Origin of the sequence: Pseudohongiella sp. (genome assembly GCF_040877505.1) — a bacterium.
GTDB lineage: Bacteria > Pseudomonadota > Gammaproteobacteria > Pseudomonadales > Pseudohongiellaceae > Pseudohongiella.
Map to the genome: position 1 here is coordinate 68,211 of NZ_JBBDNQ010000042.1, position 23,853 is coordinate 92,063.

Here is a 23,853-nt window from a genome sequence, read left to right on the forward strand (position 1 = left end):
CGTTTAACAGTTAAAGTACTGTGTATACGTCGCGGATTCAATCCCGGTCCAGCACAATGAACCGGTTCCATGGCTGCGCTCGTAACAACTGTCTGCTTGCAGAGGGTTTTACCACAGCCTGCCAGTCGGGCACAGTTTCAACTCAGAGGCGATAATCTGTATGACAGCAATGATCGAAGCCAGCCACCTGTCCAAGCAGGTGTCTACCAGTGAAGGCCAGCTGGTGATACTGAATGATATTTCGCTGAGCATTGAGGCGGCCGAGGCGGTAGCCATTGTGGGTGTGTCCGGTTCCGGCAAATCAACCCTGTTGGGCCTGATGGCCGGACTGGACAGTGCCAGCTCGGGTGACATGATGCTTGACGGGCATAACCTGAGCACCATGGATGAAGAAGAGAGAGCCCGGCTGCGTGGCCGCTGCGTGGGTTTTGTGTTTCAGTCTTTCCAGCTGTTGCCCAGTCTGACGGCACTGGAAAATGTGATGCTGCCCATCGAGCTTAAGAACGACAGCGATGCGCGCAACAAGGCTGCCCGCCTGCTGCAAAGAGTCGGGCTGGAGTCGCGCGTGCAGCATTACCCCAATCAGCTGTCGGGCGGTGAGCAGCAGCGGGTTGCCATCGCCCGTGCCTTTGCCTCCGAGGCCAAAATCCTGTTTGCCGATGAACCGACCGGGAACCTGGATGCAGCCACTGGCGCAAGGGTGATCGATTTGCTGTTCTCCCTGAATGAGGAGTTCGGTACCACGCTGGTGCTGGTGACCCATGATGACCGCCTGGCACAGCGCTGCAGTCGCATGGTGCGTCTGGTGGCTGGTGAAATCACCGAAGACGTCCGCATTGATGTCGGAGCAACGGCTGATGTCTGAATCTTCCCGGGCGGTTTCTGCGTCGCCACTGACATTGATGCGGGTTGCCTTGCGACTGTTGTGGCGCGACTGGCGTGGCGGCGAGTTGCGTCTGTTGCTGCTGGCCATGGTCATGGCCGTCACCTCGGTCAGCGGTATTGCCCTGTTCACCGATAGACTTGAGCGTGCGCTGTTGCAGGAATCCGCCACCATGCTGGCGGCTGACCGTGTGCTGAGCGGGCGCCAACAACCGCCCAGAGCCTGGCTGCAGGAAGCGACGCAACGGGGGCTGGCGACTGCCGAAGTGCAGGCCTTTGCCTCCATGGTGTTCTCCGACCAGGGCAATCTGCTGGTCGCCGCCAAGGCGGTGAGCGAATCCTATCCACTGCGCGGGGAGCTGCGTGTGGCAGATCAGCCCTTCGGTACTGCCTACACCGAAACCGGCGGACCCGCGCGCGGAGAGGTCTGGGTTGAGTCGCGCGTGCTGCCCAGCCTGGGCATAGACATTGGCGATACCCTGTACGTGGGCAATGCTGAATTTGTTGTCAGCCGGGTGCTGGTGCAGGAGCCGGACCGGCAGCAGGGCGGCATGATGGAAAACGCGGGTCCGCGCGTGTTGATGCATCTGGATGACGTGCCGGTAACCGACATCATTCAGCCGGGCAGCCGGGTGACCTACCGTTATCTGTTTGCCGGTCAGCTTGAGGTGCTTGATGTGTTTGCCGGCTGGGTGCAGGAACAGTCCGCGGGTGATTTCAGGCTGCGAGACGTCCGTGATGAAAGCCAGGAAGTGAGCGAAGCACTGGCGCGTGGTGAGAGCTTTTTGCTGCTGGGCAGTCTGTTTGCAGTGCTGCTGGCGGGCATTGCCATTGCCCTGACGGCACGGCGTTACAGTGAACGTCATTTTGACTACGCGGCCATTCTGAAAACACTGGGCTGCACCTCGAACCAGATATCAGCCATCTACTTTGGCATCCTGCTGGCGTTGTTGATTATTGCAGTCGTGGTAGGCTCCGCGCTGGGCTGGCTGGTGCACGAAGGCATATTGCTTCTGCTGCAGTCGGTGATTCCGGTTGAGTTGCCATCGGCTTCCTTTACGCCATTCTGGCTGGGTGCATTGACCGCCTTCATCTGTTTGTTTGCTTTTGCCATGCCGCCGCTGCTGGCGTTGAAACACACCTCGCCATTGCGGGTGTTGCGTAAAGATCTCGCGGACGCCCCCTTGAGTACTTCGTTGCCCTATGTGTTTGGTATGGCCGGGGCGCTGGTTCTGATTCTCTGGTACAGCCAGGACTTGCTGATCAGCTTCTTCCTGGTCGCTGCCGTGGCAGGGGTCGCTCTGGTATTGAGCGCCATGTCGTATCTTTTGTTGCGTACGGGGTCTGCCGCGGGCATGCGTGCGGGCAGTGCCTGGATGCTGGCGATGTCAGCGGTGCGCCGGCGACGACGGCAAAGTGTGCTGCAGGTGTTGGTGTTTTCATTGACCATCATGTCGTTGTTGACGCTGGCGCTGCTGCGCACAGATCTGATCAATGACTGGCAGGCGCAGTTGCCGGAGGACACGCCGAATCATTTTATGATGAATATTACCGATGATCAGGTCGCGGGCATGCAGTCGTTCCTGCAGGACAACAACGTTGCTGCCAACCCATTTTATCCGATGGTGTCGGCGGGGCTCCTGACTGTCAACGACGAGCCCGTTCGACGGCCGTGGGGCGATGATGATGAGGAACAGGGCAGATCAACATTGACCGAGCGCGCGGGCAGCGAAGAGCCTGACAACGAATCGGGGCTGCCTGACGGAGAAGATGGCACAGAAGGCGCGGACAGGCCGCAGCGGGTGGAGAATCGTCAGGTTACCTGGACGGCGCAGCTACCGCCGGACAATGACATTGTCGCGGGTAGCTGGTGGCAGGATAGCCCCCGTGCCGGCCGGGTGTCGGTAGAGCAGGACTACGCTGAGCGCATTGGTGTCAATCTGGGTGACGAGCTGGTGTTTCGAGTTAATGAACAGGAAGTTACCGCTGTTGTAGACAGTATGCGTACTGTGCGCTGGGACAATATGCAGCCCAATTTCTTTTTCATCTTTTCGCCGGGCACACTCGATCACCTGGGCGCGACCTACCTGTCAACCCTGTTGCTGCAGGATCAGGAAAAGCTGTTGCTGAATGACCTGCTCAGGCAGTTCCCGACAATTGTTGTGCTCGAAGTCGATGCCCTCATTGAGCAGATTCAGAGTATCATTGCCCAGGTCAGCTCGGCGATCGAACTGATTGCCGCTCTGGTGCTGATTGCCGGTGCGCTGGTGCTGTTGTCCTGTGTGAATGCCACTCTGGATGAGCGCTTCCGGGAAAATGCCATCCTGCGTACGCTGGGGGCCGGGCGTAAACTGATCATGACGTCATTATTGATCGAGTTCGCCTTTATCGGGCTGCTGGCGGGTGTTATCGCCACGGTTGGTGCGGAGCTGAGCCTGTATTATCTGCAGACAGAAGTGTTCCAGCAGACCTTTTCGCTGCACTATTGGGTGTGGATAGCCGGTCCTGTGGCAGGGACAGTGATTATTGCCGCGCTGGGCGTGGCGGCGACGCGAAAAGTTGTCAATACCAGCCCGTTGGCGGTGCTCCGCCAGTTGTCGGCATGAGGGTGTCGACATGACTGTTCCGGACGCGGTGTGTTAACAGGAGACAAATATGAGACGACAGATGTCACGGGTTATTAACGCATGTCACCGATGGTCAGTGACCAGCGTGGTGGCAAGTGGTGCACTGGCGCTAGTGCTGGGTATCGGTCTGGCGCCTGCAGCCCTGGCGCAAAGCTGGCTGGCCAGTCCGCCTGCAGAATTGGGTCGCGAGTGCGCATACGGGGACTGCGAGAACGGTTATGGCATTCTCGAGATTCGCACAGAGCTGGGCACCAATCGATACGAAGGTAATTTCCGCGAGGGTGAATTCCACGGCAACGGACGTCTTGAATTCATGGTCAGTCGCAATGAACAGGCCTACTACGACGGTGAGTGGGTGATGGGTGTTCGGGAAGGCCGGGGCACTTACTGGAATGGTGTGTCCAATTTGTATATTGGTCAGTGGCAGAACGATCTTCGACATGGCCGGGGTTCGTATTTTTTTGGTGTGCAGAACTGGTCACCAAACAAGCATTCAGAGCAATGGCTGCAGAACAATGTCGAAAACTACACAGGCAAATTTGTTGAAGACCTGTATGAAGGATCCGGCACCTATCGCTGGCCAGATGGTGCCAGATACGTCGGTGAGTTTTATGCCAACGAAAAACACGGCAACGGCACGTTCTACTACCCCACGGGTACCCGCCGGGATCAGTACTGGCAGTATGGCCGTTTTATCCGCTGACGGGCTACGGTTACGGCGAACAACGACAAGGTAGCAATCATGGATTTACAATCAATTCGCCGCGAGTATCTCAGCGGCAGCCTGACGCGTGAACAACTAAAACCGGACCCGGTTGATCAGTTTATGCTGTGGATGGAGCAGGCCGTCAAAATGGAGTTGCCGGATCCGACGGCCATGGTGCTCGCGACCGTGGATGCAAATCACCAACCGGGTCAGCGTGTGGTTTTGCTGAAAGGTTTTGATGAGCGCGGCTTTGTATTTTTCACCAACTATGAAAGTCGCAAGTCGCATGATATGGCTGTCAACGCCAACGTCAGCCTGCATTTCCCCTGGCATCCCATTGAACGCCAGGTGCTGGTTTGTGGCGTGGCAGAAAAAGTCAGCGTTGACGAATCCAGAGCCTACTTTCAAAGTCGGCCCCGCGAAAGCCAGCTGGGCGCCTGGGCTTCGCCGCAAAGCAGGGTGCTCGAATCGCGCGACGTCATGATGCGGCAGTTTGATTCGGTCAGTAAAGAATTTGCCGACAAGGACATTCCTCTGCCGGACTTCTGGGGGGGATTCCGGGTACGGCCCTCACGTATGGAATTCTGGCAGGGCGGCGCCAACCGCCTGCACGACCGTTTTCAGTATTCACTGCAATCGGGCGGGCAGTGGCAGATAGATCGCCTGGCGCCCTGAGCGGTCAGGGCTTCCAGGTCGGCAGTTTTTTGTTGACCAGAACATTTTTCAGGCGCGCATACTGCGGCAGGCCATTTTTATAGGGCGGATAATCTTCACCACGTATCAGCGGTGAAAAATAATCCCTGGCTTTTTGCGTGATGCCGAATCCGTCTTTCGTAATATAATCACGCGGCATTGGCTTCTCGACATTGGCAACATCCGCCAGGCGCGCTTCGCCTACGCTCCAGCGATAGGTTTTGCCAGGTTTGCGGACAATGGTTGGCATGACTGCATTCTTGCCCGCCAGGGCAAAATCCACTGCGGCTTTGCCCATGGCATAGGCCTGTTCAACATCCGTTGCGGAAGCGATATGGCGAGCAGAGCGTTGCAGATAATCGGCAACCGCCCAGTGATACTTGTAACCCAGTTCCTGTTTTATCAGGTTGGCGAGGAAGGGCGCCACGCCGCCCAGTTGTGTGTGACCAAACGCATCTTTGCCGCCGGCATCAGCAAGGAACTGACCGTCCCTGTAGTGGGCTCCTTCGGAAACCACCACAGCGCAATAACCGAATCGCTTGACACATGCTTTTACCTTGCGCATGAACGCTGCTTTGTTAAAGGCAATTTCGGGAAATATGATGATATGCGGTGCGTCACCTTCCTGCTCGGCAGCCAGTCCGGCCGCCCCCGCAATCCAGCCCGCGTGACGACCCATGACTTCCATAACAAATACTTTGGTCGAGCTTTCACACATGGAGGCAACATCAAGTCCGGCCTCGCGGATGGAAACCGCCACATATTTGGCCACTGAGCCGAAGCCCGGGCAGTTATCGGTAATGGGCAGATCGTTGTCCACAGTTTTCGGAATACCAATACAGGTGATCGGAAAACCTTCTTTCTGACTCAGCATGGACACCTTGTTTGCCGTATCCTGCGAATCGCCACCTCCGTTGTAAAGAAAATAACGAATGTTGTGCGCGCGAAATACATCCATCAGCCGTTGATACTCGGCGCGGTTGTCGTCCAGGCTTTTTAATTTGTAACGACATGAACCAAAGGCGCCTGCAGGTGTGTGACGCAGTGCCGCGATGGTGGCGGCACTCTCCTTGCTGGTATCGATAAGTTCTTCGGTGAGTGCGCCGATAATGCCGTTTTTGCCGGCATAGACCTTGCCGATGTCGGACTTGTGCTGGCGAGCGGTTTCAATCACCCCGCAGGCGCTGGCGTTGATGACGGCGGTGACGCCGCCTGACTGGGCGTAGAATAAATTAGCTTTGGCCATGGAAAAACCTGTTTGCTGCCTGCATGTAACGAACCCGGCTGTAAGGAACCCCGGTTGTGAGGAACCCCGATTGTGAGGAAATAGTGCAATATGAGCTGTGTCGGGCATAATGTTACAAAGTGCCCGTTGGCTTGGCAATCGGTGATGTTGAGTTGTCGAGGCCAGGCAGCCATTAAACCATACAGGATGCACAATGAAACGTTTGATTATAGGGATGTCCGGTGCCAGTGGACTTATTTACGGTATCCGGCTTCTGGAGGTGCTGAAAACAGCGCCCGATATCGAGACTCACCTGGTGTTGACCGGCGCGGCGCGCCTGAATATCAGCCTGGAAACAGACTGGCAGGCCGACACGGTGATGGCCATGGCGGATGAGGTACATTCGGTCAAAGATCTGGCTGCCAGCATTGCCAGCGGCTCGTTCCGCACCGATGGCATGATCGTCGCGCCTTGCTCAATGAAAACCCTGTCGGCCATTGTGCATTCCTATGCCGACAACCTGCTGACCCGGGCGGCTGATGTGGTATTGAAGGAACGGCGACGGCTGGTGTTGATGCCGCGCGAAACGCCATTGCACGTTGGTCATTGTGAACTGCTGTTGAAAGCCTGCCAGCTGGGCGCGATTGTGGCGCCGCCCATGCCCGCGCTCTACACCCGGCCTCAGACCGTCGATGATATTATTAATCACAGCGTCGGCCGGGTGCTGGATCTGTTTGATATCGAGTCGGGACTGGTCAAACGTTGGCAAGGGGCTGCAACCGGCAGTCAAACGCAGTGAAGACTGGCCTGTGTCAATGTTGCCATGATCCGGTCGTCCAGGTTCAGCGCCCGCAAACGGGCATACAGTGCGAGATTTGCATGAACCGCAGTTGCTGCGTCACCATGGCCTGCCTCAACATCAGCGAACATTGACGCCAGTGCCCGCAGCTGCATGAATTCAGCATCCAGCTCTATGGCCTTGATGCGCTGGCGCAAGTCCTCCTGGTCGGCGCCGGGTACGCCGATGGCAGCAGAGGGATGAGATTTGAGCCAGCGCCGTGATTGTCTCAGTGGTTTTACCAGTTGACGGGTCCAGGTGCCGGAAAATGCCGCTGCCTGTTCAAACTGTGCCTGCGACAGTAAACCCCGGCAGCAACCATGCCAGCAGCACATCAACAGTAGAACCACATCGACATCCTGTTCGTCCTGCAAGCGCAGACACAATGTCTGAACGTCGGGCAGGGCGTATACGCTCTGCGCGAAGTGCAGCAGGCCGGGTCGGGGCCGGGAGTCAGGTTTTGCCATGTGCTATCGCCATATTATTTGTGTCTGGTGAGGACAGATTTGCCAGGACAGATTTGGTAAAGTAATCAAAATAGCTTACAGGAACTTATATGCACATTCATATCCTTGGTATTTGCGGTACCTTCATGGGCAGCCTCGCAGTGCTGGCCAAGGAGCTTGGGCATAGCGTCAGTGGCTCCGACGCCAATGTGTATCCTCCCATGAGCACGCAACTGGAAGAACAGGGCATCCGGCTTTGTGAGGGTTTCGACCCGGCGCATCTGCAGCCACACCCGGATCTGGTGGTGGTGGGTAATGCCATGTCGCGCGGCAATCCCGCGGTTGAATATGTGCTGAACCAGGGGCTGCCTTACTGCTCGGGGCCGGAATGGTTGTCACGCTATGTGCTGCAGGGCAAATGGGTGCTGGCGGTTGCCGGCACCCATGGCAAGACCACCACCAGCGCCATGCTGGCATGGATACTGGAATACGCTGGCATGAACCCCGGCTACCTTATTGGCGGCGTGCTGAAAAACTTTCCGGTGTCTGCCCGCCTGGGAGGCAGTGATTTTTTTGTGGTAGAAGCTGACGAGTATGACAGTGCCTTTTTTGACAAGCGCTCAAAGTTCGTCCACTACCGGCCACGCACACTTGTTCTGAACAATCTTGAATATGATCATGCCGATATTTTCCCGGACCTGGCGTCGATTCAGCGGCAGTTTCATCATCTGATCAGGATTGTGCCGGGCGAGGGTTTGATCATACGGCCACGTTTCGACGAAGCGCTGGCGCAGGTACTGGAACAGGGCTGCTGGACGCCGACCCAGAGTTTTGCATTGCTTGATGGCGAACGTGATGACAGTCGTGGCCCGGAACCCAGTGGCTGGGGGGTGCGCCTGCTGCAAGCCGATGGTGGCGTATGTGATATAAGCAAAACCAGCCACCTGGGCAGTACCGTCACGGCCAGGCTGACATGGTCATTGAGCGGGCGGCACAATGTCTGTAACGCGGTGGCGGCGATTGCCGCGGCGCATCATGTGGGTGTGGATATCCCGCTTGCCTGTGAGGCGCTGGGCAAGTTTGCCAGCGTCAAGCGGCGCATGGAATTGCTCGGCGAGGTTCGGGGCATTAGTGTTTACGACGACTTTGCCCATCACCCCACGGCTATTGAGACCACCCTGGACGGTATTCGTCAGCGTCTCAACCAGATTCCGGGTACCCGCCTGATCGCTGTTATCGAGCCGCGCTCAGCAACCATGAAAATGGGTGTGCACCAGAGCTGTCTGGCGGCATCCTGTCGCGCTGCCGATCTGTGTTTATGGATGTCGGGCGCAGGGAATGGTCTGGATATTGAGGGTATTATCGCCGAAAGTCCGGTGCCGGCCCTGAACTTCAACAGCGTTGATGACATTGTTGCCTATCTCAGCCGGCATTGCCGTGCCGGTGACCATATTGTGATCATGAGCAATGGCGGCTTCGGTGGTATTCATCAAAAATTATTGTCAGCGCTGGCCTGAAGGGAGTTGCTGCCATGTCTGCAATGAAAGAGCCCGAACTGATACCGCTGTTCCCGCTCAGATCCGTGCTGTTTCCGGGCGGGCGCCTGCCGCTGCAGATATTTGAGCAGCGTTATATCGATCTGGTCAGCCATTGCATGAAAACCGATACCGGGTTTGGTATTTGCCTTATCAGCAAAGGTGCGGAAGTGGTAAAGCCCGGAAGTAGTCAGCAGGTGGAGCGCGTTGGCATGTATGCCCGCATCGTGGACTGGGACCAACTGCCGAATGGCCTGTTGGGCATTACCGTGGAAGGACGACACAAATTTACGGTCCGGGACTGCTGGACCCGGGATGACAATCTGTTGATGGCAGCCGTACAATTTGCCCGGGAAGACTTCCTGGGTCAGCCGGCGTTGCCCTTGACCGGGCAGCACCAGGCGCTGGTGGATTTGCTGCGGGACCTGTCGGCACACCCCCTGATCGAAAGTCTGGACCTGGCGATCGACTTTGAGGACAGACGTCAGCTGGCCTGGCGCCTGAGCGAACTGCTTCCGGTTCCGGTGCATCAGAAGCAGCAGCTGTTGGCGCTCGACGATACCGAGGAGCGTATCCGGGAAATCGAAAACCTGGTGGCGTCAGTGATGCACCATGGGTGATCAGCGCGGCAGCAGCTCAACAACCCGGCTGAAATCCACCAGAATCAGCAATTGATCATTTTCATTATAGACCCCGTGGATGAACCTTGCAGCTGCCTCGTTACCTGTGGCCGGGGGTATTTCTATCTCCCCTGCGTTCAGATCCACGATTGCCGATACCCTGTCTACCACAACCCCCAGCACAAAATCCTCAATCTCGACCACGATGATGCGCGACTGTTCTGATATGGCCTGATTCGCCAGACCGAACACCCCACGGCCGTTGATCACGGTGACAACATTGCCGCGCAGATTGATAATGCCCAGGATAAACGCCGGTGCTCCCGGCACAGGCGTAATCTCGGTATATCGTAATACCTCATTTACCCGGGCAGCGTTGATGGCGTAGGTTTCCCCACCCAGGGTAAAACTCACGTGCTTGATCAGCTGCGCGGTACTGTCATGTGCTTTGCCTGAGGCTTGCTCTGCGAGGGCGGTATTGGTCATAGGGTGGTTTCCTGCTGTACATTGTGCCGGTCTGACTGATTTAGCGGCAGCTTCGGCAAATAATTGAGGGCAGAGTCACCAGCAGCCCGCAGAGGCTGACATTGGGGCTGCTCTGGTCTTCGTTTCGGGCTTGCCGCATAATACCGGGACATTGGTGTTATCCGCAGGAGGTTGTGTGATGTCGGAAGTGTGGTCAAGTCCTGGTACCTGGACCCACGAGCAGTGGCTGGTTGCGAGCATTCTCGGGTTTATTGTGCTTGCTGTTATCCTTGTTGCCTATCGGCTGGCCAAAATTCTTCGCAGCGTGAACAAAAAACGCGAGCTGCCCAGTTTGCGCCCCGGCCGGCGCCCGCGCGGCTAATGGGCTGCTGGTAAAAGATGGGCTGATCGTAAAAACCGCCTCTACAGCAGCATGATGTCCAGAATTGCCGCTGCCCCTGCCAGACAGATCACGACAACTCCGAGCCAGCCGAGCAGCGCCAGGATACGGAAGGGTTTTTCATTGTCCGGGTAGAGGCCGGATTTCTCGTATTCACGCTCCTGTTCACGTTTGGCCTGTTTTGAATCACTGGTATTGCTCATGACAAACTCCTGCCTGATGTACTCGATTAAAAAAATCAGGTCGAAAAAGGTACCCGGTGCGCCGGAAATCTGCTTTGTACTGCTGTGCCTGGCGTTCGCGCCGGTAAACGCCATCGTGATCAGGCATGATACCGGATACACCCGATACCTCGCCAGTGAAGCCGACTACCCCGGCGTCTTTCCGTTGGCGCAGCAGGGGCGGCGCAAAGTCTGTGTGGCAACAGTCGTGGCGCCGCAATGGGCGTTGACCGCAGCGCATTGTGCTTCGGAGACCGGGTTGCAGGCCACGTTGACCGAAGGCAGGCCATATGCGGTACAGATAGCCCGTCAGACACATTATATTGACGCGCTGCACCTGCACCCGGGGTGGACAGGCGAATTGTCGGAGCACCTGCACCCACGGCAGGTTGACCTGGCATTGCTGCGTCTGTCGGCGCCAGTCAGCGCAGATGTGGTGCTTGAGCTATATCGGGGTGAGGACGAACTGAGGCAGGCCATGACCTTCCTGGGCTGGGGTTACACCGGGATAGGCACCACGGGAATGTCAGTTGACGACGGACAGCTGCGCTTTGCGCAGAATACGGTTGTGCGCGCCGATGAGCGATTGCGTTTCGAATTTAATGATCCGCGGGTCAATAACAGCGAGGTTGAGGAGTTCGAGGGCATCCCCGCCTTGGGTGACAGCGGTGGACCTGCGTTGCTGACGCAGAATGAGACGATGTGGCTTGCCGGCATCGCGGTCGGGGAGTTGACCGGAGAGGCTGGCTCGCCGGGCCCCGGTCGTTACGGTGCCGTTGTTGTTTACGAGCGTGTCAGCCAGCATCTGGCATGGATAGATGCGGTCATCAAAGATGCCCATAAGGGCGAGGGTGTAGTTTCTTTGTCAGCGAATTGACCGATTTTTAACTCTGCTGCGTATACCACAGATGTATATTTATACAATTTTGGTACTATCTGCTCAGACGCTACCTGCTCAGGTGTTATTCTCCTGAGTGTTATTCATTCGAATACTGTCCTGTTTCAGGGACAGCGTAAACAAATCAAAGGTGATTTCATGAGCATTCAAGTCGGCGACAAAATACCTGCAACGACCTTCAAAATCATGGGCAAGGAAGGTCCGGAGAACATCACTTCAGATGATATTTTTACCGGTAAAAAAGTGGTTCTGTTTGCCGTGCCGGGTGCATTTACCCCGGGTTGCTCGGTGACTCACCTGCCCGGCTTTGTGGTGAACGCAGACAAAATCAAGGCAAAAGGCGTTGATACCATCGCCTGTATGGCCGTCAATGATGCTTTTGTCATGTCGGCCTGGGGCAAGGCCCAGAACGCGGAAGAGTTGTTGATGCTGGCTGATGGTAATGCTGAGTTTGCCGAGGCGCTGGGCTTGACCATGGACGCCAGCGGGTTTGGTATGGGCAAGCGCAGCAAGCGCTTTGCGATGATCGTGGATGACGGCAAAGTCAGTTACCTGGGCGTTGAGCCCGCCGGCGGTATTGAGGTCAGCTCGGCCGATAATATCCTGGCTCAGCTGTAATCCCGGCGAAGGAGAACCCTGATGTTGAAAACGGAATACATAGAGTATCGTGATGGCGATACCGTGCTGGAAGCTTATATAGCTTACGATGAAGATGCCACTGACAGGAAACCCTGTGTATTGATCGGCCACGACTGGACCGGTCGCCGGGAATACGCCTGCGCTGCCGCCGAGCGGATGGCGGATCTGGGTTACGTCGGATTTGCTGCCGATGTCTTCGGCAAAGGTGTTTTTGGCAAAGAGGGTGACGCCGAGGGCAATACGGCATTGATGATGCCTTTTGTTGAGGACCGGGCGCTGCTGCGTCGGCGGATGCAGGCGGCCCTGGTGGCGGCGCGCGCGCTGTCGCAGGTTGATGACAGCAATATCGGCGCCATTGGTTATTGTTTTGGTGGTATGGCGGTGCTCGAATTGGCCAGATCCGGCGCTGATGTCAAGGGTGTTGCCAGTGTGCACGGTCTGTTGGGACAGGGTGACGCACCGAGTCAGAAGATTCAGTCCTGTGTGCTGTGTCTGCACGGACATGATGATCCCATGGTGCCGCCCGAGCAGGTACTGGCTTTTGAAACCGAAATGTCAGAGGCGGGCGTCGACTGGCAGGTTCATGTATACGGTGGCACCAAACACGCGTTCACCAATCCGGCAGCCAACAATCCGGACTTTGGCACTGTCTTCAGTCAGACTGCCAATGCCCGCGCTGAGCAGGCGCTGGCGAATTTTTTCCGGGAATTGTTTGAAGATACCCCGCCGCTGGATGTCGCCCCCTGATGAGTGCGTTGCCACCTTGCCCGGACTGCGATGCGAATTGCCAGTATATTGGTGAACTTTGTGAGCTGCGGGAAAGAATCAACGAGCTTACTGAGCAGGTGCGTACGGATGCACTCACCGGCCTGTACAACTATCGGTATTTACTGTGGGCGATAAATCAGGAGATGGAGCGGGTGCATCGTTCCGGTGGCGCGTTTTCCCTGATTGTGCTTGATTTTGATAACTTCAAGGCCATCAATGATCAGCACGGGCATGAGTTTGGCAACAGCGCGTTGAAGACGGTGGGCACATTTTTTAAACGCTCCTTGCGAAAACTGGATGTTCCGTGCCGCTTTGGTGGTGAGGAATTTGTACTGGTGCTGCCGTCAACGGAGTTGCGCGATGCGGTGCAACTGGCCGAGCGCATCCGCGAGGGTGTCACCCGGATTCAGCTGCGGACCGACAACGGCGATCCTGTGCCGATGTCGGTCAGTATCGGGGTTGATGTGTATCGTGCCAGCGATACGGTGACAGCCGAAGCGTTTCTGGATCGGACCGACCAGTATTTGCTGCAGGCCAAGCAGGCAGGGAAAAACCGCGTACATTACCCGCAGATGAGCGAACCCTTTAACGGTATGTCTGCAGATGAGCGGGCGGCGCTGATGGACGGTTTTGTCGAAGACAAAGACGCTTAGCTGCCGTCTTCAAGTTGATGTATCTGTTTTGCCAGGTGGTGCAAAATTGCCGCAGTTGCGCCCCAGATTCGATACCCGTCATAGTGTGTTTCCATGAAGCGGCGCTCCCTGTTCTGGAATTCCATGCTGGCAACCCGGTAATTTTTTGGATTCAACAGAAACGACGTGGGTACGTAAAAAATCTCTGCTACCTCAATCGGACAAGCCTGCAGTTTCACATCCGCATCGACCAGGCCAACAACGGGTGTCACATGGAAGGCCGACGGCATGATCAATGCCGGTAGGGTCCCCATCACCTGAACGGCATGCGCGGGCAGGCAGGTTTCCTCTTCCGCCTCTCTCAGCGCGGTGCCAATGATATCAACATCCTGAGCTTCGGCGCTGCCTCCCGGCAGACTTACCTGCCCGGCGTGACTGCGCAGATGCTGGGTGCGCAAGGTCAGCATGATGCGGCTTTCGGTGCCAGCTCCCGCTTTTATCACGGGAATCAGAACACCGGCATGACGCAGATTTTTGCCGTCAATCGGCTGGTTGGGTCGGTATGAATGTTCGGCGGGATCAGGCGGCAGGATGAGATCCGTTGACGACGGTGACAGCCGGAAAAATTTTTCCAGTCGTGCTATCAATCCGTCATTCATGTTGGTGTCTCATCCTGTCGGCCTGTTACGACCCCGGGCGAATGCTCAAGGTGATCAGTTAAAGCGCCAGTCCAGCGCCACAAACGCGCGTAATGGTTCGCCCGGGAAATAGCGATCGCCACCAAAGGTTGTCCAGTCGGCACGTTCAGCGTATTTGCGGTCAGTCAGGTTCAGGATGTTCACTGATAACGTCAGCGCATCCGAAGCCTGCCAGCGAGTGCGCAGGTTGAACACATTGTGACCATCATAGCTGTTGGCGTTTTCCGGGTTGGTGTAGTACTCGCCCATGGCCACCCATTGCAGCTCAGTGGTCAGCGTGCTCGTGGGTGTCCACTGTATCTGCGCGGTGCCAAAATTGCGTGGCGCGGATTCGACATCGTTGCCATTCAGATTGACGCCACCGACCAGCTGATCATTCTGATAGGTATGGCGAGCATGGTTATAGGCCGCGCTCAGGCGCCAGTCATCAGACAACGCATAAGTACCGCTCAGTTCCAGACCTTTGTGGCGGGTGTGAATGCCATTGAGATTGACGCGGTCAGCGTTGTTGATGATCTCATTATCCTTGTCCATGTAGAACGCCACGGCTTCGTAGGTCCAGCTGCCGGTGGTGCCTTGCAGCGCCAGTTCAACGCTGTCGATTTCCACAGGATCGAGGTCGGCGACATTCTGGTCGTTTTGCAGGCGGTACAGCTCGGTGGCCTGTGGTGCCCGGTAACCCCGTGTCACCCTGAACTGAGCGTTGTGGGTGTCATTGATCTGGTAACGAATGCCCAGTTTGGGGGCTACATTGGCAAAGGTGTCGGAGCGGTCTGCCGGACGGTTGTAACGACATCCACCGAAGCCGCAGACAGTGCCATCTTCGCGTGTACGACCGCTAAGCATGTTGTTGTCGTAGTCATAGTTCATGCGCTCAAAACGCATGCCCAGGGTGATATCAAAACCATTATCCCAGTAGTGTTGAAGCTGCACAAAAGGTGCTATCTGGGTAGCGTCGACATCGTAATCATAATGCTTGCCTTCGGGCACCGTACCGACCAGGAAAGGCGAGCCCTGGGTGGGGCCATCCTGGCTCTGAGTCAGCGTGCCTTCAGTGAACTCCAGGTCGAGACCGGCTGATAACAAAGTGCTTTCGCTCAAGTCTCTGTAGGCCGCAAATTGCATGCCGACACTGCTGTGCTCGTTGGTTTCAGTGGGTGTGCCGGGCAGGAAGTGTTGTTTGAAATCCAGGTCGGTTTTGCGGTAATACGGTGTCATGACCACATCCCAGCCGGAATCCAGAGTGTAGCCGATTCGAGTCCAGGCGCGCATGCTGCGGTTGTCCCGGTACGCTTCAGGGTTTTCATTGACCCGACGCAGGTCTTCGTCTTTGTAAGCATCGGTGCCGTTGATGTAACCGGCCGTTTCCTGATTGAGGTTGGTGGTGGTGATACCACCGTCCAGCTCTGCGCCATTGGCCAGTGTGGTCTGATAAAGCCAGGACAGCTTCTGCTGATCAACGCCGCTTTGCGGTCGATAGCCTTCTTCGCTGATGCCGTTGACCAGGAAGGTATGACTGAAATTGTCGTTTTCAAAACCGATACGGGCATTGCCGCGCAACGTGCCTCGAGGGCCTGCTTCCAGGCTCAGTTGCCGTCGGTCATCAGGTTCCGGCAGCACCACATTGATCATACCGTGTACAGCGTTAGAGCCATAAAAGGCACTGCCCGGGCCACGTATCACTTCAATGCGTTCTGCATTTTCGGAATGCGAATCGAACAGTTCATTGACGTTACAGAAGCCCGCTGCGCGGAGCGGAATACCTTCTTCAGCCAGCAAAAACGCACCACAGGCGCCGCCGCCGCTCAGCACAGGAGAGCGGATTGAGATCAGGCTTTCCTGGCCATTGTTGCGGTTGATGTTGACGCCGGGCAGGCGATTGGCTGCTTCCTGAATGTGGGTGTGGGAAATCAGCCTTAGTTCTTCTTCGGACAGAATGGCAATGCTGGCATTCACATTGCCCAGGTCTTCCGGACGGCGCGATGCTGAGATAACCTGGATTTCTTCAATGGCGGGTGCCGTGTCCTGCGCGTGGGCCGGCATCATCGCAGCAGCGATGGCGGCGGCGCATGAGGCGGCCAGTAATTTGCGTCCATGCAACGGTGTTTGAGTCATAACGATTTTCCGTGCATCTGACTGGTTGGAATATTGTTCCACGTGAGCTCTCCCTTAGAGTCTTTGGCGGGTGGCCTGTTTCAGCCGGTGCAGACGATAGCACAATTTGAGTTGGTTTTCTGCTTGCCGCGTGGCCGATCAGGTGGCTATGCTTGGGGATGAGACAGATAACACGTAACTTAACTGGTTGAACAGGACCGGTAAATCAGGACCGGTAAAAAAGGGGAAATTGTCCATGCAGGTAAAAAACAAGGTTGTGGTTGTCACGGGTGGTGCCAGAGGAATAGGCCGCGCATTGTGTCAGCGCTTTGCCGCTGAAGGCGCCAGCGCCGTGGTGGTGGCGGACATTCAGCAGGCCGGGATAGATGAAGTTGTCGGGCTGATTGGCGGGCAGACTCAGGCACTGGGTGTGGCCACCGATGTCAGCAAGGAAAGCGATGTGCAGGCGCTGGTGGCAAAAACCATCGAGGCCTTCGGTCATATTGACCTGTTTTGTGCCAATGCCGGTATCTTTACCGCCGGTGATGAAAGTGTCGACAACGATGCCTGGCAGCGCATCTGGGATATCAATGTCATGGGGCATATCTACGCGGCCCGCGCGGTGCTGCCCGGCATGCTGGCGCGCGGCGAAGGTTATCTGCTCAATACCGCCTCCGCCGCAGGTCTGCTCAGTCAGATCGGCTCGGCGCCCTATGCCGTGACCAAGCACGCAGCCGTGGGTTTTGCCGAGTGGCTGTCGATTACCTATGGCAGTCGTGGCATCAAGGTCTCGGTGCTGTGTCCGCAGGCGGTAAAAACTGACATGACGGCCAATACCGGGGGCGGTGGCGTCGCCGGGGTAGACGGTATGCTGGAACCCGATGCACTGGCACAAACGGTTATCGAAACCCTCGCCGAAGAGCGCTTCCTGTGTCTGCCCCATCCGGAGGTGCTGACCTATATTCAGCGCAAAGCGGGCGACTATGATCGCTGGCTCGGTGGCATGCGGCGACTGCAGGATCGTTTCGCGGATCAGTACAAAAATCGCTGATAAAGTGCTTATAAGCAGAAAAAAACGGGGAAAAAGCCCATATTCGGGCTCTTGCCAAGACATCCCGGGTGATAAATGTTAGGGTGTCGCCCGTTAAAGTCTAAATACAGGAACTGAACAATGAGTTTAATGATCGGCAAGAATGCGGTAGTGAGTATCAACTACACCCTGACCAACGACGCAGGTGAAGTCATGGATACTTCTGAAGGCCGCGAGCCGCTGACGTATTTGCATGGCGCAAATAACCTGATCCCGGGGCTTGAGAAAGAGATGGAAGGCAAGACCACGGGTCAGAACTTCAAAGTCACGATCCCGCCGGCTGAAGCCTATGGCGAGAGCAACCCGGAGCTGGTACAGACCTTGTCGAAGGACATGTTCAAAGGTGTGGACAAGGTTGAGCCGGGCATGGGTTTCACTGCGCAAGGCCCACAGGGCGAGCAACACATCGTGGTTACCGCGGTTGATGGTGACCAGGTCACTATCGATGCCAACCATCCGATGGCGGGCAAGACGCTGCATTTTGCTGTAGAAATAGTCAGTGTGCGTGATGCCAGCGAAGAAGAGATAGAGCACGGTCACGTGCACGACGGCAGCGAAAGCCACTAAAAACTATTGTCGTTGACATTGCTTGGTTAAAAACAGGCTCAAAATGCTCATTTACTCCGTGTAAACTGCGCGTTTGAGCCTGTTTTTGCTTCGCACTGCCTGCCTCTCGATTACGTTTTTATGCAGCGTCAGTCGGCCTGCAACAACTCCAGCCAGTTGCCATCGGGGTCAACCACCATCGCAATTGTCACCCCCGGCCGTATCACCTTCGGCGGCACAACCACCTTGTGGCCCGCCTGTTCACAAAGCTCAACCACCGCTGCCAGATTGCTGATATGAATTGTCCAGTAGCGATAACCGGTGGCGCCGGGAATGCCGCCAGGCGGCGCATCCGCAGGCGGGTCGCGATCCAGCTGCACAATCTTGACCACACTGTCGCCAATCTTCAGCCGGTGCATGGTGCCGCCCGAGGGCATCGGGATCACGCCCTCGACTTGCAGGCCCAGCAGATCCCGGTAAAAGGCCAGCATGGCCTCCGCATCGCGGGTGATGATACCCAGATCGATCGCCGGTTTGCTGATCATCAGGCTCATGCGTTGTATCCCATCATGGCCTTGATTTCTAGGAATTCGTGGAAACCTTCAATGCCCCATTCGCGGCCATTGCCCGACTGCTTGTAACCGCCGAAGGGGGCAGCAAAATCGGGACCTGCACCATTGATGTGAACCATGCCGGTGCGCAGGCGGCGAGCGACGGCGCGGGCATGGTCGGGCTCACCTGATACATAACCGGACAGTCCGTAATCGGTGTCATTGGCGATGGCAACTGCGTCGTCTTCGTCCTTGTAACCGATGATGCTGAGCACTGGCCCGAAGATCTCCTCCCGGGCAATGACCATGTTGTTGGTGACATTGGCAAACACCGTGGGTTTGACGTAGTAGCCGGTGTCCAGGCCGTCAGGTTTGCCGACGCCGCCTGCAACCAGGGTGGCGCCTTCATCAATACCGGCCTGAATCAGGGATTGGATCTTGTCGAACTGGGCCTTGCTGACCACGGGGCCAATACGTGTGTTTTCGTCCCGGGTATCACCGGGAACTGCCTTGGCGGCAGTCGCTTTGGCGATCTCGATGGCCTCGGCCATGCGGGCTTGTGGCACCAGCATGCGGGTCGGGGCGTTGCAGGACTGGCCGCAGTTGCCGAAACAACCCATGACGCCGCCTGCGACTGCTTTGCCGAAGTCGGCAGCATCGTCCAGGATGATGTTGGCGGATTTGCCACCCAGTTCCTGACACACGCGCTTGATGCCATCGGCAGCCGCTTTGGCCACTTCACGACCGGCGCGGGTCGAGCCGGTAAAGGACACCATGTCTATCTCCGGGTGTGAAGAAATCGCGGCGCCGACAGTCGGTCCATCACCGTTGACCAGATTGAAGACACCGTCGGGCAAACCGGCTTCAGCGATAATCTCGGTCAGAATGATGGCACTGACCGGTGACAGCTCGCTGGGTTTGATGACAATGGTGCAACCGGTGGCGATGGCCGGTGCAATTTTGCAGGTCACCTGATTCAATGGCCAGTTCCAGGGTGTGATAAAACCACAAACACCGACCGGCTCCTTGATAACCTGGGTCTTGCCGCGGGTTTCCTCAAACTGGTAGCTCTCGAGAATGGCGCGTGCGGTGGCAAAATGGCCGATACCAGTGCCTACCTGGGCCGTGCGCGCGAAACTGATGGGGGCGCCCATTTCCTGGGAGATGGCCTGAGCCAGCTCTTCGCTGCGGGCCTTGATGCCGCCGATGATTTTGTCCAGTACTGCCAGGCGCTCCTCGCGCGTGGACTGTGACCAGGCCGGGAAGGCAGCCCGGGCGGCTTTTGCGGCAACATCGACATCCTTGACGGTGCCCATGGCAATTTTTGCAAACGCCTGTTCGGTGGCCGGGTTGATGACGTCAAGTGTTTCGCGGTCGGTTTCCCTGACCCATTGGCCGTTGATATAAAAACTTAAATGGTCTTGCATAACTGACTCCCCCCAGGGCATTGCGAATTAAACTGTTGAATAAACAGGGGACCGATTATCAGGCAAAACCGCACAGACTGCCAGCCAGGTGTCCGTTGGCAGTCTGCGTTTCCCTGGCAAGCGTTGCTCAGGCGGCCTCGGGCAGGGCCGGTTGCTCGCTGTGTGTGTTGTGTTTCTGCTGCTCATCGGCCCAGTGCAGAATCTCCAGCATGCCGTTTGGCCGCTCGATCAGCGCGGTGCAGCTCTCAACCCAGTCGCCGGTGTTGCAGTACAGGGTGTCACCAAAGCGGGTGATTTCGGCGTGATGAATATGTCCGCAGACTACGCCATCGAGCTGCTGTGAGCGCGTGGAATTGATCACCGCTTCCTCAAAACGTCCTATGTAACTGACCACATTCTTCACCCTGTTCTTCAGGTGTGCCGCCAGCGACCAGTAAGGCTTGCCCATCAGTTTGCGGGCAGCGTTAACCAGACGGTTAAGCATCAGCAACTTGCCGTACATGCTGGCACCTATGTGCGCCAACATCGGGCTGACCTTGACGACGGTGTCAAACTGGTCGCCATGCAGCACCAGCAGTTTTTTGTCGTCGGCGGTGGTGTGAATCGCAGTGTCGCGTACCAGAATGTTGTCAAAACTGTGGCCACAAAAATCGCGCGCGCACTCATCGTGATTGCCGGGGGTATAGATGACACGGGTGCCGTTGGCTGCCTTGTGCAGAATCAATTTCACCACTTCCTGGTGCTCGGGTGGCCAGTACGGGCGTTTCTTCATTTCCCAGCCATCAAAAATGTCACCCGCCAGGTACAGGTACTCGGAATCCGTGCTGCGCAGAAAATCGAGCAGTTTGTCGGCCTGGCAGCCCCGGAAGCCGAGATGCAGATCGGATATGAAGATGGTGCGATATTTCTGTGCGGGTTGGGCCTGAAGTCTAGTGACAGCGTTCATCCTGGTTACCTCGCTATGACAGAATTGGGGTTACAGTAACGGGGTGATATGACATTGGCGTAAAGCTTTTATGAATTTATTGTGACAAAAAGGCGTTTATCATATTGTTTATAATGCATTTATTGTGGATAAAACGGTGTCGATGAGGATTTGCCTGAGTGCGGTCGAGATGGCGTATACTGATAACAATGAATGGTGTCAGCAGGGCCGCGGGTCTTGTCTTTACATCAACCGGGAAACCTTATGCGTATGAAGTCCGTGGTCATTGCCAGCCGACGCCTGATCTGGGCAATGTTATTACTGCTGTCGACGTCATTGTCGGCATCGCAGGAAGACGGTGCAGGGGCTGATGGTGCGGCGCAGCCGGAAGAAGATCCTGCCCTGGCGATTCAGCGCCAGGAGAAGCTGGAGCGCGCTCAGGCTCTGCAGGCGCAGATTGAAGGGCTGAGCCATGAGCTGGGCAGTTATGACCCGGCATTGATAGAGCTGCAGGATGATCTGGGCAGGACCTATCTCGAGCTGGAGGAGTTCGAGCTTGCCCACGGCACCCTGGAGCAGGCCATGCAACTGGTCAGGGTGAACGATGGCCTGTACGGTGAGCGTCAGGTTTCGTTGCTGAAATCACTGGTACAGGCCAATCTCGGCCTGCAGGCATGGGAGCAGGTTGATATTTATGCACACCTGCTGTTCGATCTGCAATCCAGGGCTCATGAGCCCGACAGTGAAGCCTATGTTGCGGCGCTGGTATCCTTCAGTGACTGGCAGCTGCAGGCATCGCGTTACAATCTGCTGACCCGGCCCGGTTCCCAGCAGGGTCTGCAGGCCTTGCAGGATTTGCAGGATCGGCACGAGCGGGCGCTGGCATCGGCGCGTGACAGGGGCGATGTTGAACAGCAATGGTCGTTGCTTTACGCCATGGCATCGACCGATGCTGAAGTGGCGCGACAGTTCAACTATCAGCAGCTGTCCGAATTCAATTCGCCGACGCCGCGTTATGTCAGTCAGACCGTGTGTCGTACAGTACCCAATGGCAGTGGCGGCTTTCAGCGCGTGTGCTGGCAGGAGCGCGTCAGTAACCCGGATTATCTGTTTTCGGCGGGCAATGAACGGCGCATGCAGAGTGAGCGGACACGCATGAGTCTGCAGGCCACGATGCGTGATATGGAGGCCTTGCTGGCGGAAAACCCTGACTTTGCTGCGGCCCATGCCGGCGATAGCGGGAAGGCGTTGCAGAATATCGAAGAAGCCATCAAAGAGTTACAGCGTGATGCACGGCGCTCTTCGTTGCAGCGTTGGTAAGGTCAATGAACTATCCAAAACAACCGGCAATGACATGCCAAAACAACAGGCAATGACATGCCAAAATAAGAGGCAATAACATGAAAACGGCAATTAAACAGGTTTTTGCAGTGGTGCTGGGCGCATGTGCCCTGGCTCTGACGTCGGGGGCCGGCGCCCTTGAGGTAGGCGACAAGGCCCCTGATTTCGCCTTGCAGGCGTCGGATGGCAACACCTACAGTCTGTCTGATTTTGTTGGCAAACAACCGGTGATCCTGGCGTTCTTCCCGGCCGCTTTCACCGGGGGCTGCACCATTCAGTGCAAAGCGATTCGGGACAGCAGTGATGAAATCAAGAGCTTTGATGTAGCGTACTTCATGGCCAGCGTCGACAGTGTCGAGAAAAATACCGATTTTGCCGAAGAATACGAACTGGATTTTCCGGTGCTGGCGGACCCGGACAAAACCATGACCGCCGATTACGGTGTGCTGGGTGCCAGTGGCTACGCCAATCGCTGGACCTACTACATTGATGCACAGGGCATTGTGGTACAAATAGACAAGTCCACAAACCCGAGTTCCGCCGGCACCGACCTGGCCAACAGTATGGCTGAGTTGGGTTTCCCGCGTCGTAATCAGACCGCATCGCGTTGAGCGCAGCCCGCGCGGGTGACAAAACGTTTATGGCGGAATCATGATGATTGCAGGCATTACGATGATGCCTGCCGCGTTCGTCTTGCTCCTGTCATTCAGCCTGTGCAAGAATGGATACCACTATGGCACATAAGACACTTGCGATAATTGCGGTTTTGTCCCTGATCGGGGTTCTGTTTCTGGTCTACCTCGGGTTGACCTTTGAATCCCCCGAGGGCGCCACCCGGACCGTCGAAATCGAGCGCCCGGTGCCGCGCCCGGTGACACCTGTCACCCAGCCCGCCGTTGACCCGGTGGACGCGGAGCCGATCGTGATTCAGGAAACCGAACCGGCGCCTGCTCTGGATCTGCAGCAGGTGCCTGAGCCCGATGCCGAGCCACTACCCGCGCTGAACGACAGCGACACTGCCGTAATATCCCGCCTGGCCGGTCTCGAGCTGGGCGCCAGCCTGTTACGCATGCTGGCGCCTGACGACATCATCCGCAAGTTTGTGGTGTTCACCTATAATGTGGCTCAGGACGAGCTGCCGCAGGTAGAGTATCCGCTGCGCGGTGTCGGGGGCGACGTGGTTGTCGAGGAAATTGATAACAATCTTTATGAAATGCAGCCAGCATCATATCGTCGCTTCGATGACATGATTGACACCCTGGTAGGGCTGGAGCCGGAACAGGCGATGACTGTTTACCGGGCCTTGCGTCCGCTGTTCCAGGAAGCCTATGCTGAGCTGGGGCTGGGCAGCGGGGATTTTGATGAAGTGCTGGTGCAGGCTATTGACCGGATCATGGCAGCCGACACCGCAACCGGCCCATTTCAATTGATCAAGCCCTCGGTGATGTATGTTTATGCGGAAGGCCGCATCGAAGATATGTCACCGGTGGAGAAACAGCTTCTGCGTCTCGGCCCGGAAAACACCGAAAAACTCAAAGGCCGCCTGCCTGCTTATCGGGAGCGACTGCAGGCCGGACTGTAACAAA

26 protein-coding genes are annotated in these 23,853 nt (G+C 56.5%); 17 read left to right on the forward strand and 9 right to left on the reverse strand.

Features of this window, described 5'->3' with window-relative positions:
- Positions 1 to 160 precede the first annotated feature (160 nt).
- From WD071_RS15370 to pdxH, 4 genes are read left to right on the forward strand one after another with little or no spacing between them, the layout of a single operon-like run.
- Positions 161 to 865, forward strand: a complete 705-nt coding sequence (locus WD071_RS15370) for an ABC transporter ATP-binding protein (RefSeq protein ID WP_368049276.1) — start codon at positions 161 to 163, stop codon at positions 863 to 865.
- A complete protein-coding gene (locus WD071_RS15375) occupies positions 858 to 3,488 on the forward strand; it encodes an ABC transporter permease (RefSeq protein WP_368049277.1) in 2,631 nt (876 codons plus the stop codon). The genes WD071_RS15370 and WD071_RS15375 overlap by 8 nt, the downstream gene beginning before the upstream one ends.
- 49 nt (positions 3,489 to 3,537) lie before the next feature.
- Positions 3,538 to 4,212 carry an MORN repeat-containing protein gene (locus WD071_RS15380; protein ID WP_368049278.1) on the forward strand — a complete coding sequence of 225 codons (675 nt, stop codon included), beginning with the start codon at positions 3,538 to 3,540 and terminating at the stop codon, positions 4,210 to 4,212.
- Between the two features lie 39 nt (positions 4,213 to 4,251).
- Positions 4,252 to 4,890: a pyridoxamine 5'-phosphate oxidase gene (gene pdxH / locus WD071_RS15385; protein WP_368049279.1), complete on the forward strand. Its 639-nt coding sequence runs from the start codon at positions 4,252 to 4,254 to the stop codon at positions 4,888 to 4,890.
- Positions 4,891 to 4,894: 4 nt separating this feature from the next.
- On the opposite strand, the gene WD071_RS15390 is transcribed toward pdxH, so the two are convergent.
- Positions 4,895 to 6,154 (reverse strand): 6-phosphofructokinase, encoded by a 1,260-nt coding sequence (locus tag WD071_RS15390; protein WP_368049280.1) that lies wholly within the window; start codon positions 6,152 to 6,154, stop codon positions 4,895 to 4,897.
- Positions 6,155 to 6,347: 193 nt separating this feature from the next.
- On the opposite strand from WD071_RS15390, the gene WD071_RS15395 reads away from it, so the two are divergent.
- Positions 6,348 to 6,932, forward strand: a complete 585-nt coding sequence (locus tag WD071_RS15395; RefSeq protein ID WP_368049281.1) for a UbiX family flavin prenyltransferase — start codon at positions 6,348 to 6,350, stop codon at positions 6,930 to 6,932.
- Here WD071_RS15395 and WD071_RS15400 read toward each other — a convergent pair.
- The gene (locus WD071_RS15400) at positions 6,920 to 7,438 is read right to left on the reverse strand and encodes a TIGR02444 family protein (protein WP_368049282.1); all 519 of its coding nucleotides are present in this window, start codon (positions 7,436 to 7,438) and stop codon (positions 6,920 to 6,922) included. The two genes, WD071_RS15395 and WD071_RS15400, sit on opposite strands and share 13 nt — an antisense overlap.
- An 89-nt stretch (positions 7,439 to 7,527) precedes the next feature.
- Here WD071_RS15400 and mpl point away from each other — a divergent pair, with 89 nt between their 5' ends.
- Both mpl and WD071_RS15410 read left to right on the forward strand, forming a co-directional pair.
- Positions 7,528 to 8,934 carry a UDP-N-acetylmuramate:L-alanyl-gamma-D-glutamyl-meso-diaminopimelate ligase gene (gene mpl / locus WD071_RS15405; RefSeq protein WP_368049283.1) on the forward strand — a complete coding sequence of 469 codons (1,407 nt, stop codon included), beginning with the start codon at positions 7,528 to 7,530 and terminating at the stop codon, positions 8,932 to 8,934.
- A gap of 14 nt (positions 8,935 to 8,948) precedes the next feature.
- Positions 8,949 to 9,572: an LON peptidase substrate-binding domain-containing protein gene (locus WD071_RS15410; protein WP_368049284.1), complete on the forward strand. Its 624-nt coding sequence runs from the start codon at positions 8,949 to 8,951 to the stop codon at positions 9,570 to 9,572.
- On the opposite strand, the gene WD071_RS15415 is transcribed toward WD071_RS15410, so the two are convergent.
- Entirely contained in the window at positions 9,573 to 10,058 is a 486-nt protein-coding gene (locus tag WD071_RS15415) for a chemotaxis protein CheW (protein WP_368049285.1), read from the reverse strand.
- Positions 10,059 to 10,236: 178 nt separating this feature from the next.
- Between WD071_RS15415 and WD071_RS15420 the strand changes: the two genes are divergently transcribed.
- The gene (locus WD071_RS15420) at positions 10,237 to 10,419 is read left to right on the forward strand and encodes a hypothetical protein (RefSeq protein WP_368049286.1); all 183 of its coding nucleotides are present in this window, start codon (positions 10,237 to 10,239) and stop codon (positions 10,417 to 10,419) included.
- A 41-nt stretch (positions 10,420 to 10,460) separates the two neighbouring features.
- Here the strand turns inward: WD071_RS15420 and WD071_RS15425 are convergent, their stop codons facing one another.
- On the reverse strand, positions 10,461 to 10,640 hold the full coding sequence (locus tag WD071_RS15425; RefSeq protein WP_368049287.1) for a hypothetical protein: 180 nt from the start codon (positions 10,638 to 10,640) through the stop codon (positions 10,461 to 10,463).
- Here WD071_RS15425 and WD071_RS15430 point away from each other — a divergent pair.
- The 4 genes from WD071_RS15430 to WD071_RS15445 all read left to right on the forward strand — a co-directional run bounded on the left by WD071_RS15430 (position 10,639) and on the right by WD071_RS15445 (position 13,616).
- A complete protein-coding gene (locus WD071_RS15430) occupies positions 10,639 to 11,535 on the forward strand; it encodes a trypsin-like serine protease (protein WP_368049288.1) in 897 nt (298 codons plus the stop codon). The two genes, WD071_RS15425 and WD071_RS15430, sit on opposite strands and share 2 nt — an antisense overlap.
- A 159-nt stretch (positions 11,536 to 11,694) precedes the next feature.
- Positions 11,695 to 12,174 (forward strand): peroxiredoxin, encoded by a 480-nt coding sequence (locus tag WD071_RS15435; RefSeq protein WP_368049289.1) that lies wholly within the window; start codon positions 11,695 to 11,697, stop codon positions 12,172 to 12,174.
- 21 nt (positions 12,175 to 12,195) lie between these two features.
- Positions 12,196 to 12,942, forward strand: a complete 747-nt coding sequence (locus WD071_RS15440) for a dienelactone hydrolase family protein (protein WP_368049290.1) — start codon at positions 12,196 to 12,198, stop codon at positions 12,940 to 12,942.
- A complete protein-coding gene (locus WD071_RS15445) occupies positions 12,942 to 13,616 on the forward strand; it encodes a GGDEF domain-containing protein (RefSeq protein WP_368049291.1) in 675 nt (224 codons plus the stop codon). Before WD071_RS15440 ends, WD071_RS15445 begins: the two co-directional genes overlap by 1 nt.
- On the opposite strand, the gene WD071_RS15450 is transcribed toward WD071_RS15445, so the two are convergent.
- The gene (locus tag WD071_RS15450; RefSeq protein ID WP_368049292.1) at positions 13,613 to 14,254 is read right to left on the reverse strand and encodes a CoA pyrophosphatase; all 642 of its coding nucleotides are present in this window, start codon (positions 14,252 to 14,254) and stop codon (positions 13,613 to 13,615) included. The genes WD071_RS15445 and WD071_RS15450 overlap by 4 nt on opposite strands.
- Positions 14,255 to 14,308: 54 nt before the next feature.
- Positions 14,309 to 16,408: a TonB-dependent receptor gene (locus WD071_RS15455; protein WP_368049293.1), complete on the reverse strand. Its 2,100-nt coding sequence runs from the start codon at positions 16,406 to 16,408 to the stop codon at positions 14,309 to 14,311.
- Between the two features lie 235 nt (positions 16,409 to 16,643).
- Here WD071_RS15455 and WD071_RS15460 point away from each other — a divergent pair, with 235 nt between their 5' ends.
- The gene (locus tag WD071_RS15460; protein ID WP_368049294.1) at positions 16,644 to 17,438 is read left to right on the forward strand and encodes an SDR family oxidoreductase; all 795 of its coding nucleotides are present in this window, start codon (positions 16,644 to 16,646) and stop codon (positions 17,436 to 17,438) included.
- A gap of 120 nt (positions 17,439 to 17,558) precedes the next feature.
- Positions 17,559 to 18,044 (forward strand): peptidylprolyl isomerase, encoded by a 486-nt coding sequence (locus tag WD071_RS15465; protein WP_368049295.1) that lies wholly within the window; start codon positions 17,559 to 17,561, stop codon positions 18,042 to 18,044.
- Positions 18,045 to 18,172: 128 nt separating this feature from the next.
- Here the strand turns inward: WD071_RS15465 and WD071_RS15470 are convergent, their stop codons facing one another.
- From WD071_RS15470 to WD071_RS15480, 3 genes are all read right to left on the reverse strand, one after another.
- Positions 18,173 to 18,577 carry a VOC family protein gene (locus WD071_RS15470; protein ID WP_368049296.1) on the reverse strand — a complete coding sequence of 135 codons (405 nt, stop codon included), beginning with the start codon at positions 18,575 to 18,577 and terminating at the stop codon, positions 18,173 to 18,175.
- Positions 18,574 to 20,001: an aldehyde dehydrogenase family protein gene (locus WD071_RS15475; protein ID WP_368049297.1), complete on the reverse strand. Its 1,428-nt coding sequence runs from the start codon at positions 19,999 to 20,001 to the stop codon at positions 18,574 to 18,576. Before WD071_RS15475 ends, WD071_RS15470 begins: the two co-directional genes overlap by 4 nt.
- A gap of 127 nt (positions 20,002 to 20,128) precedes the next feature.
- Positions 20,129 to 20,947 (reverse strand): UDP-2,3-diacylglucosamine diphosphatase, encoded by an 819-nt coding sequence (locus tag WD071_RS15480; RefSeq protein WP_368049298.1) that lies wholly within the window; start codon positions 20,945 to 20,947, stop codon positions 20,129 to 20,131.
- Between the two features lie 243 nt (positions 20,948 to 21,190).
- Here WD071_RS15480 and WD071_RS15485 point away from each other — a divergent pair, with 243 nt between their 5' ends.
- The 3 genes from WD071_RS15485 (at position 21,191) to WD071_RS15495 (ending at position 23,849) form a co-directional block, all read left to right on the forward strand.
- Positions 21,191 to 22,246, forward strand: a complete 1,056-nt coding sequence (locus tag WD071_RS15485; protein WP_368049299.1) for a hypothetical protein — start codon at positions 21,191 to 21,193, stop codon at positions 22,244 to 22,246.
- Between the two features lie 80 nt (positions 22,247 to 22,326).
- Positions 22,327 to 22,878, forward strand: coding sequence for a peroxiredoxin (locus WD071_RS15490; protein WP_368049300.1), 552 nt, complete (start codon positions 22,327 to 22,329; stop codon positions 22,876 to 22,878).
- A gap of 122 nt (positions 22,879 to 23,000) precedes the next feature.
- Positions 23,001 to 23,849: a DUF3014 domain-containing protein gene (locus WD071_RS15495; RefSeq protein WP_368049301.1), complete on the forward strand. Its 849-nt coding sequence runs from the start codon at positions 23,001 to 23,003 to the stop codon at positions 23,847 to 23,849.
- Positions 23,850 to 23,853 lie beyond the last annotated feature (4 nt).

What these genes read in the sequence shown, in the direction of transcription:
- WD071_RS15370 (WP_368049276.1), top strand. Translation starts at nt 161, where the DNA reads ATGACAGCAATGATCGAAGCCAGCCACCTGTCCAAGCAGGTGTCTACC.
- WD071_RS15375 (WP_368049277.1), top strand. Translation starts at nt 858, where the DNA reads ATGTCTGAATCTTCCCGGGCGGTTTCTGCGTCGCCACTGACATTGATG.
- WD071_RS15380 (WP_368049278.1), top strand. Translation starts at nt 3,538, where the DNA reads ATGAGACGACAGATGTCACGGGTTATTAACGCATGTCACCGATGGTCA.
- pdxH (WP_368049279.1), top strand. Translation starts at nt 4,252, where the DNA reads ATGGATTTACAATCAATTCGCCGCGAGTATCTCAGCGGCAGCCTGACG.
- WD071_RS15390 (WP_368049280.1), bottom strand. Translation starts at nt 6,154, where the DNA reads ATGGCCAAAGCTAATTTATTCTACGCCCAGTCAGGCGGCGTCACCGCC.
- WD071_RS15395 (WP_368049281.1), top strand. Translation starts at nt 6,348, where the DNA reads ATGAAACGTTTGATTATAGGGATGTCCGGTGCCAGTGGACTTATTTAC.
- WD071_RS15400 (WP_368049282.1), bottom strand. Translation starts at nt 7,438, where the DNA reads ATGGCAAAACCTGACTCCCGGCCCCGACCCGGCCTGCTGCACTTCGCG.
- mpl (WP_368049283.1), top strand. Translation starts at nt 7,528, where the DNA reads ATGCACATTCATATCCTTGGTATTTGCGGTACCTTCATGGGCAGCCTC.
- WD071_RS15410 (WP_368049284.1), top strand. Translation starts at nt 8,949, where the DNA reads ATGTCTGCAATGAAAGAGCCCGAACTGATACCGCTGTTCCCGCTCAGA.
- WD071_RS15415 (WP_368049285.1), bottom strand. Translation starts at nt 10,058, where the DNA reads ATGACCAATACCGCCCTCGCAGAGCAAGCCTCAGGCAAAGCACATGAC.
- WD071_RS15420 (WP_368049286.1), top strand. Translation starts at nt 10,237, where the DNA reads ATGTCGGAAGTGTGGTCAAGTCCTGGTACCTGGACCCACGAGCAGTGG.
- WD071_RS15430 (WP_368049288.1), top strand. Translation starts at nt 10,639, where the DNA reads ATGACAAACTCCTGCCTGATGTACTCGATTAAAAAAATCAGGTCGAAA.
- WD071_RS15425 (WP_368049287.1), bottom strand. Translation starts at nt 10,640, where the DNA reads ATGAGCAATACCAGTGATTCAAAACAGGCCAAACGTGAACAGGAGCGT.
- WD071_RS15435 (WP_368049289.1), top strand. Translation starts at nt 11,695, where the DNA reads ATGAGCATTCAAGTCGGCGACAAAATACCTGCAACGACCTTCAAAATC.
- WD071_RS15440 (WP_368049290.1), top strand. Translation starts at nt 12,196, where the DNA reads ATGTTGAAAACGGAATACATAGAGTATCGTGATGGCGATACCGTGCTG.
- WD071_RS15445 (WP_368049291.1), top strand. Translation starts at nt 12,942, where the DNA reads ATGAGTGCGTTGCCACCTTGCCCGGACTGCGATGCGAATTGCCAGTAT.
- WD071_RS15450 (WP_368049292.1), bottom strand. Translation starts at nt 14,254, where the DNA reads ATGAATGACGGATTGATAGCACGACTGGAAAAATTTTTCCGGCTGTCA.
- WD071_RS15455 (WP_368049293.1), bottom strand. Translation starts at nt 16,408, where the DNA reads ATGACTCAAACACCGTTGCATGGACGCAAATTACTGGCCGCCTCATGC.
- WD071_RS15460 (WP_368049294.1), top strand. Translation starts at nt 16,644, where the DNA reads ATGCAGGTAAAAAACAAGGTTGTGGTTGTCACGGGTGGTGCCAGAGGA.
- WD071_RS15465 (WP_368049295.1), top strand. Translation starts at nt 17,559, where the DNA reads ATGAGTTTAATGATCGGCAAGAATGCGGTAGTGAGTATCAACTACACC.
- WD071_RS15470 (WP_368049296.1), bottom strand. Translation starts at nt 18,577, where the DNA reads ATGAGCCTGATGATCAGCAAACCGGCGATCGATCTGGGTATCATCACC.
- WD071_RS15475 (WP_368049297.1), bottom strand. Translation starts at nt 20,001, where the DNA reads ATGCAAGACCATTTAAGTTTTTATATCAACGGCCAATGGGTCAGGGAA.
- WD071_RS15480 (WP_368049298.1), bottom strand. Translation starts at nt 20,947, where the DNA reads ATGAACGCTGTCACTAGACTTCAGGCCCAACCCGCACAGAAATATCGC.
- WD071_RS15485 (WP_368049299.1), top strand. Translation starts at nt 21,191, where the DNA reads ATGCGTATGAAGTCCGTGGTCATTGCCAGCCGACGCCTGATCTGGGCA.
- WD071_RS15490 (WP_368049300.1), top strand. Translation starts at nt 22,327, where the DNA reads ATGAAAACGGCAATTAAACAGGTTTTTGCAGTGGTGCTGGGCGCATGT.
- WD071_RS15495 (WP_368049301.1), top strand. Translation starts at nt 23,001, where the DNA reads ATGGCACATAAGACACTTGCGATAATTGCGGTTTTGTCCCTGATCGGG.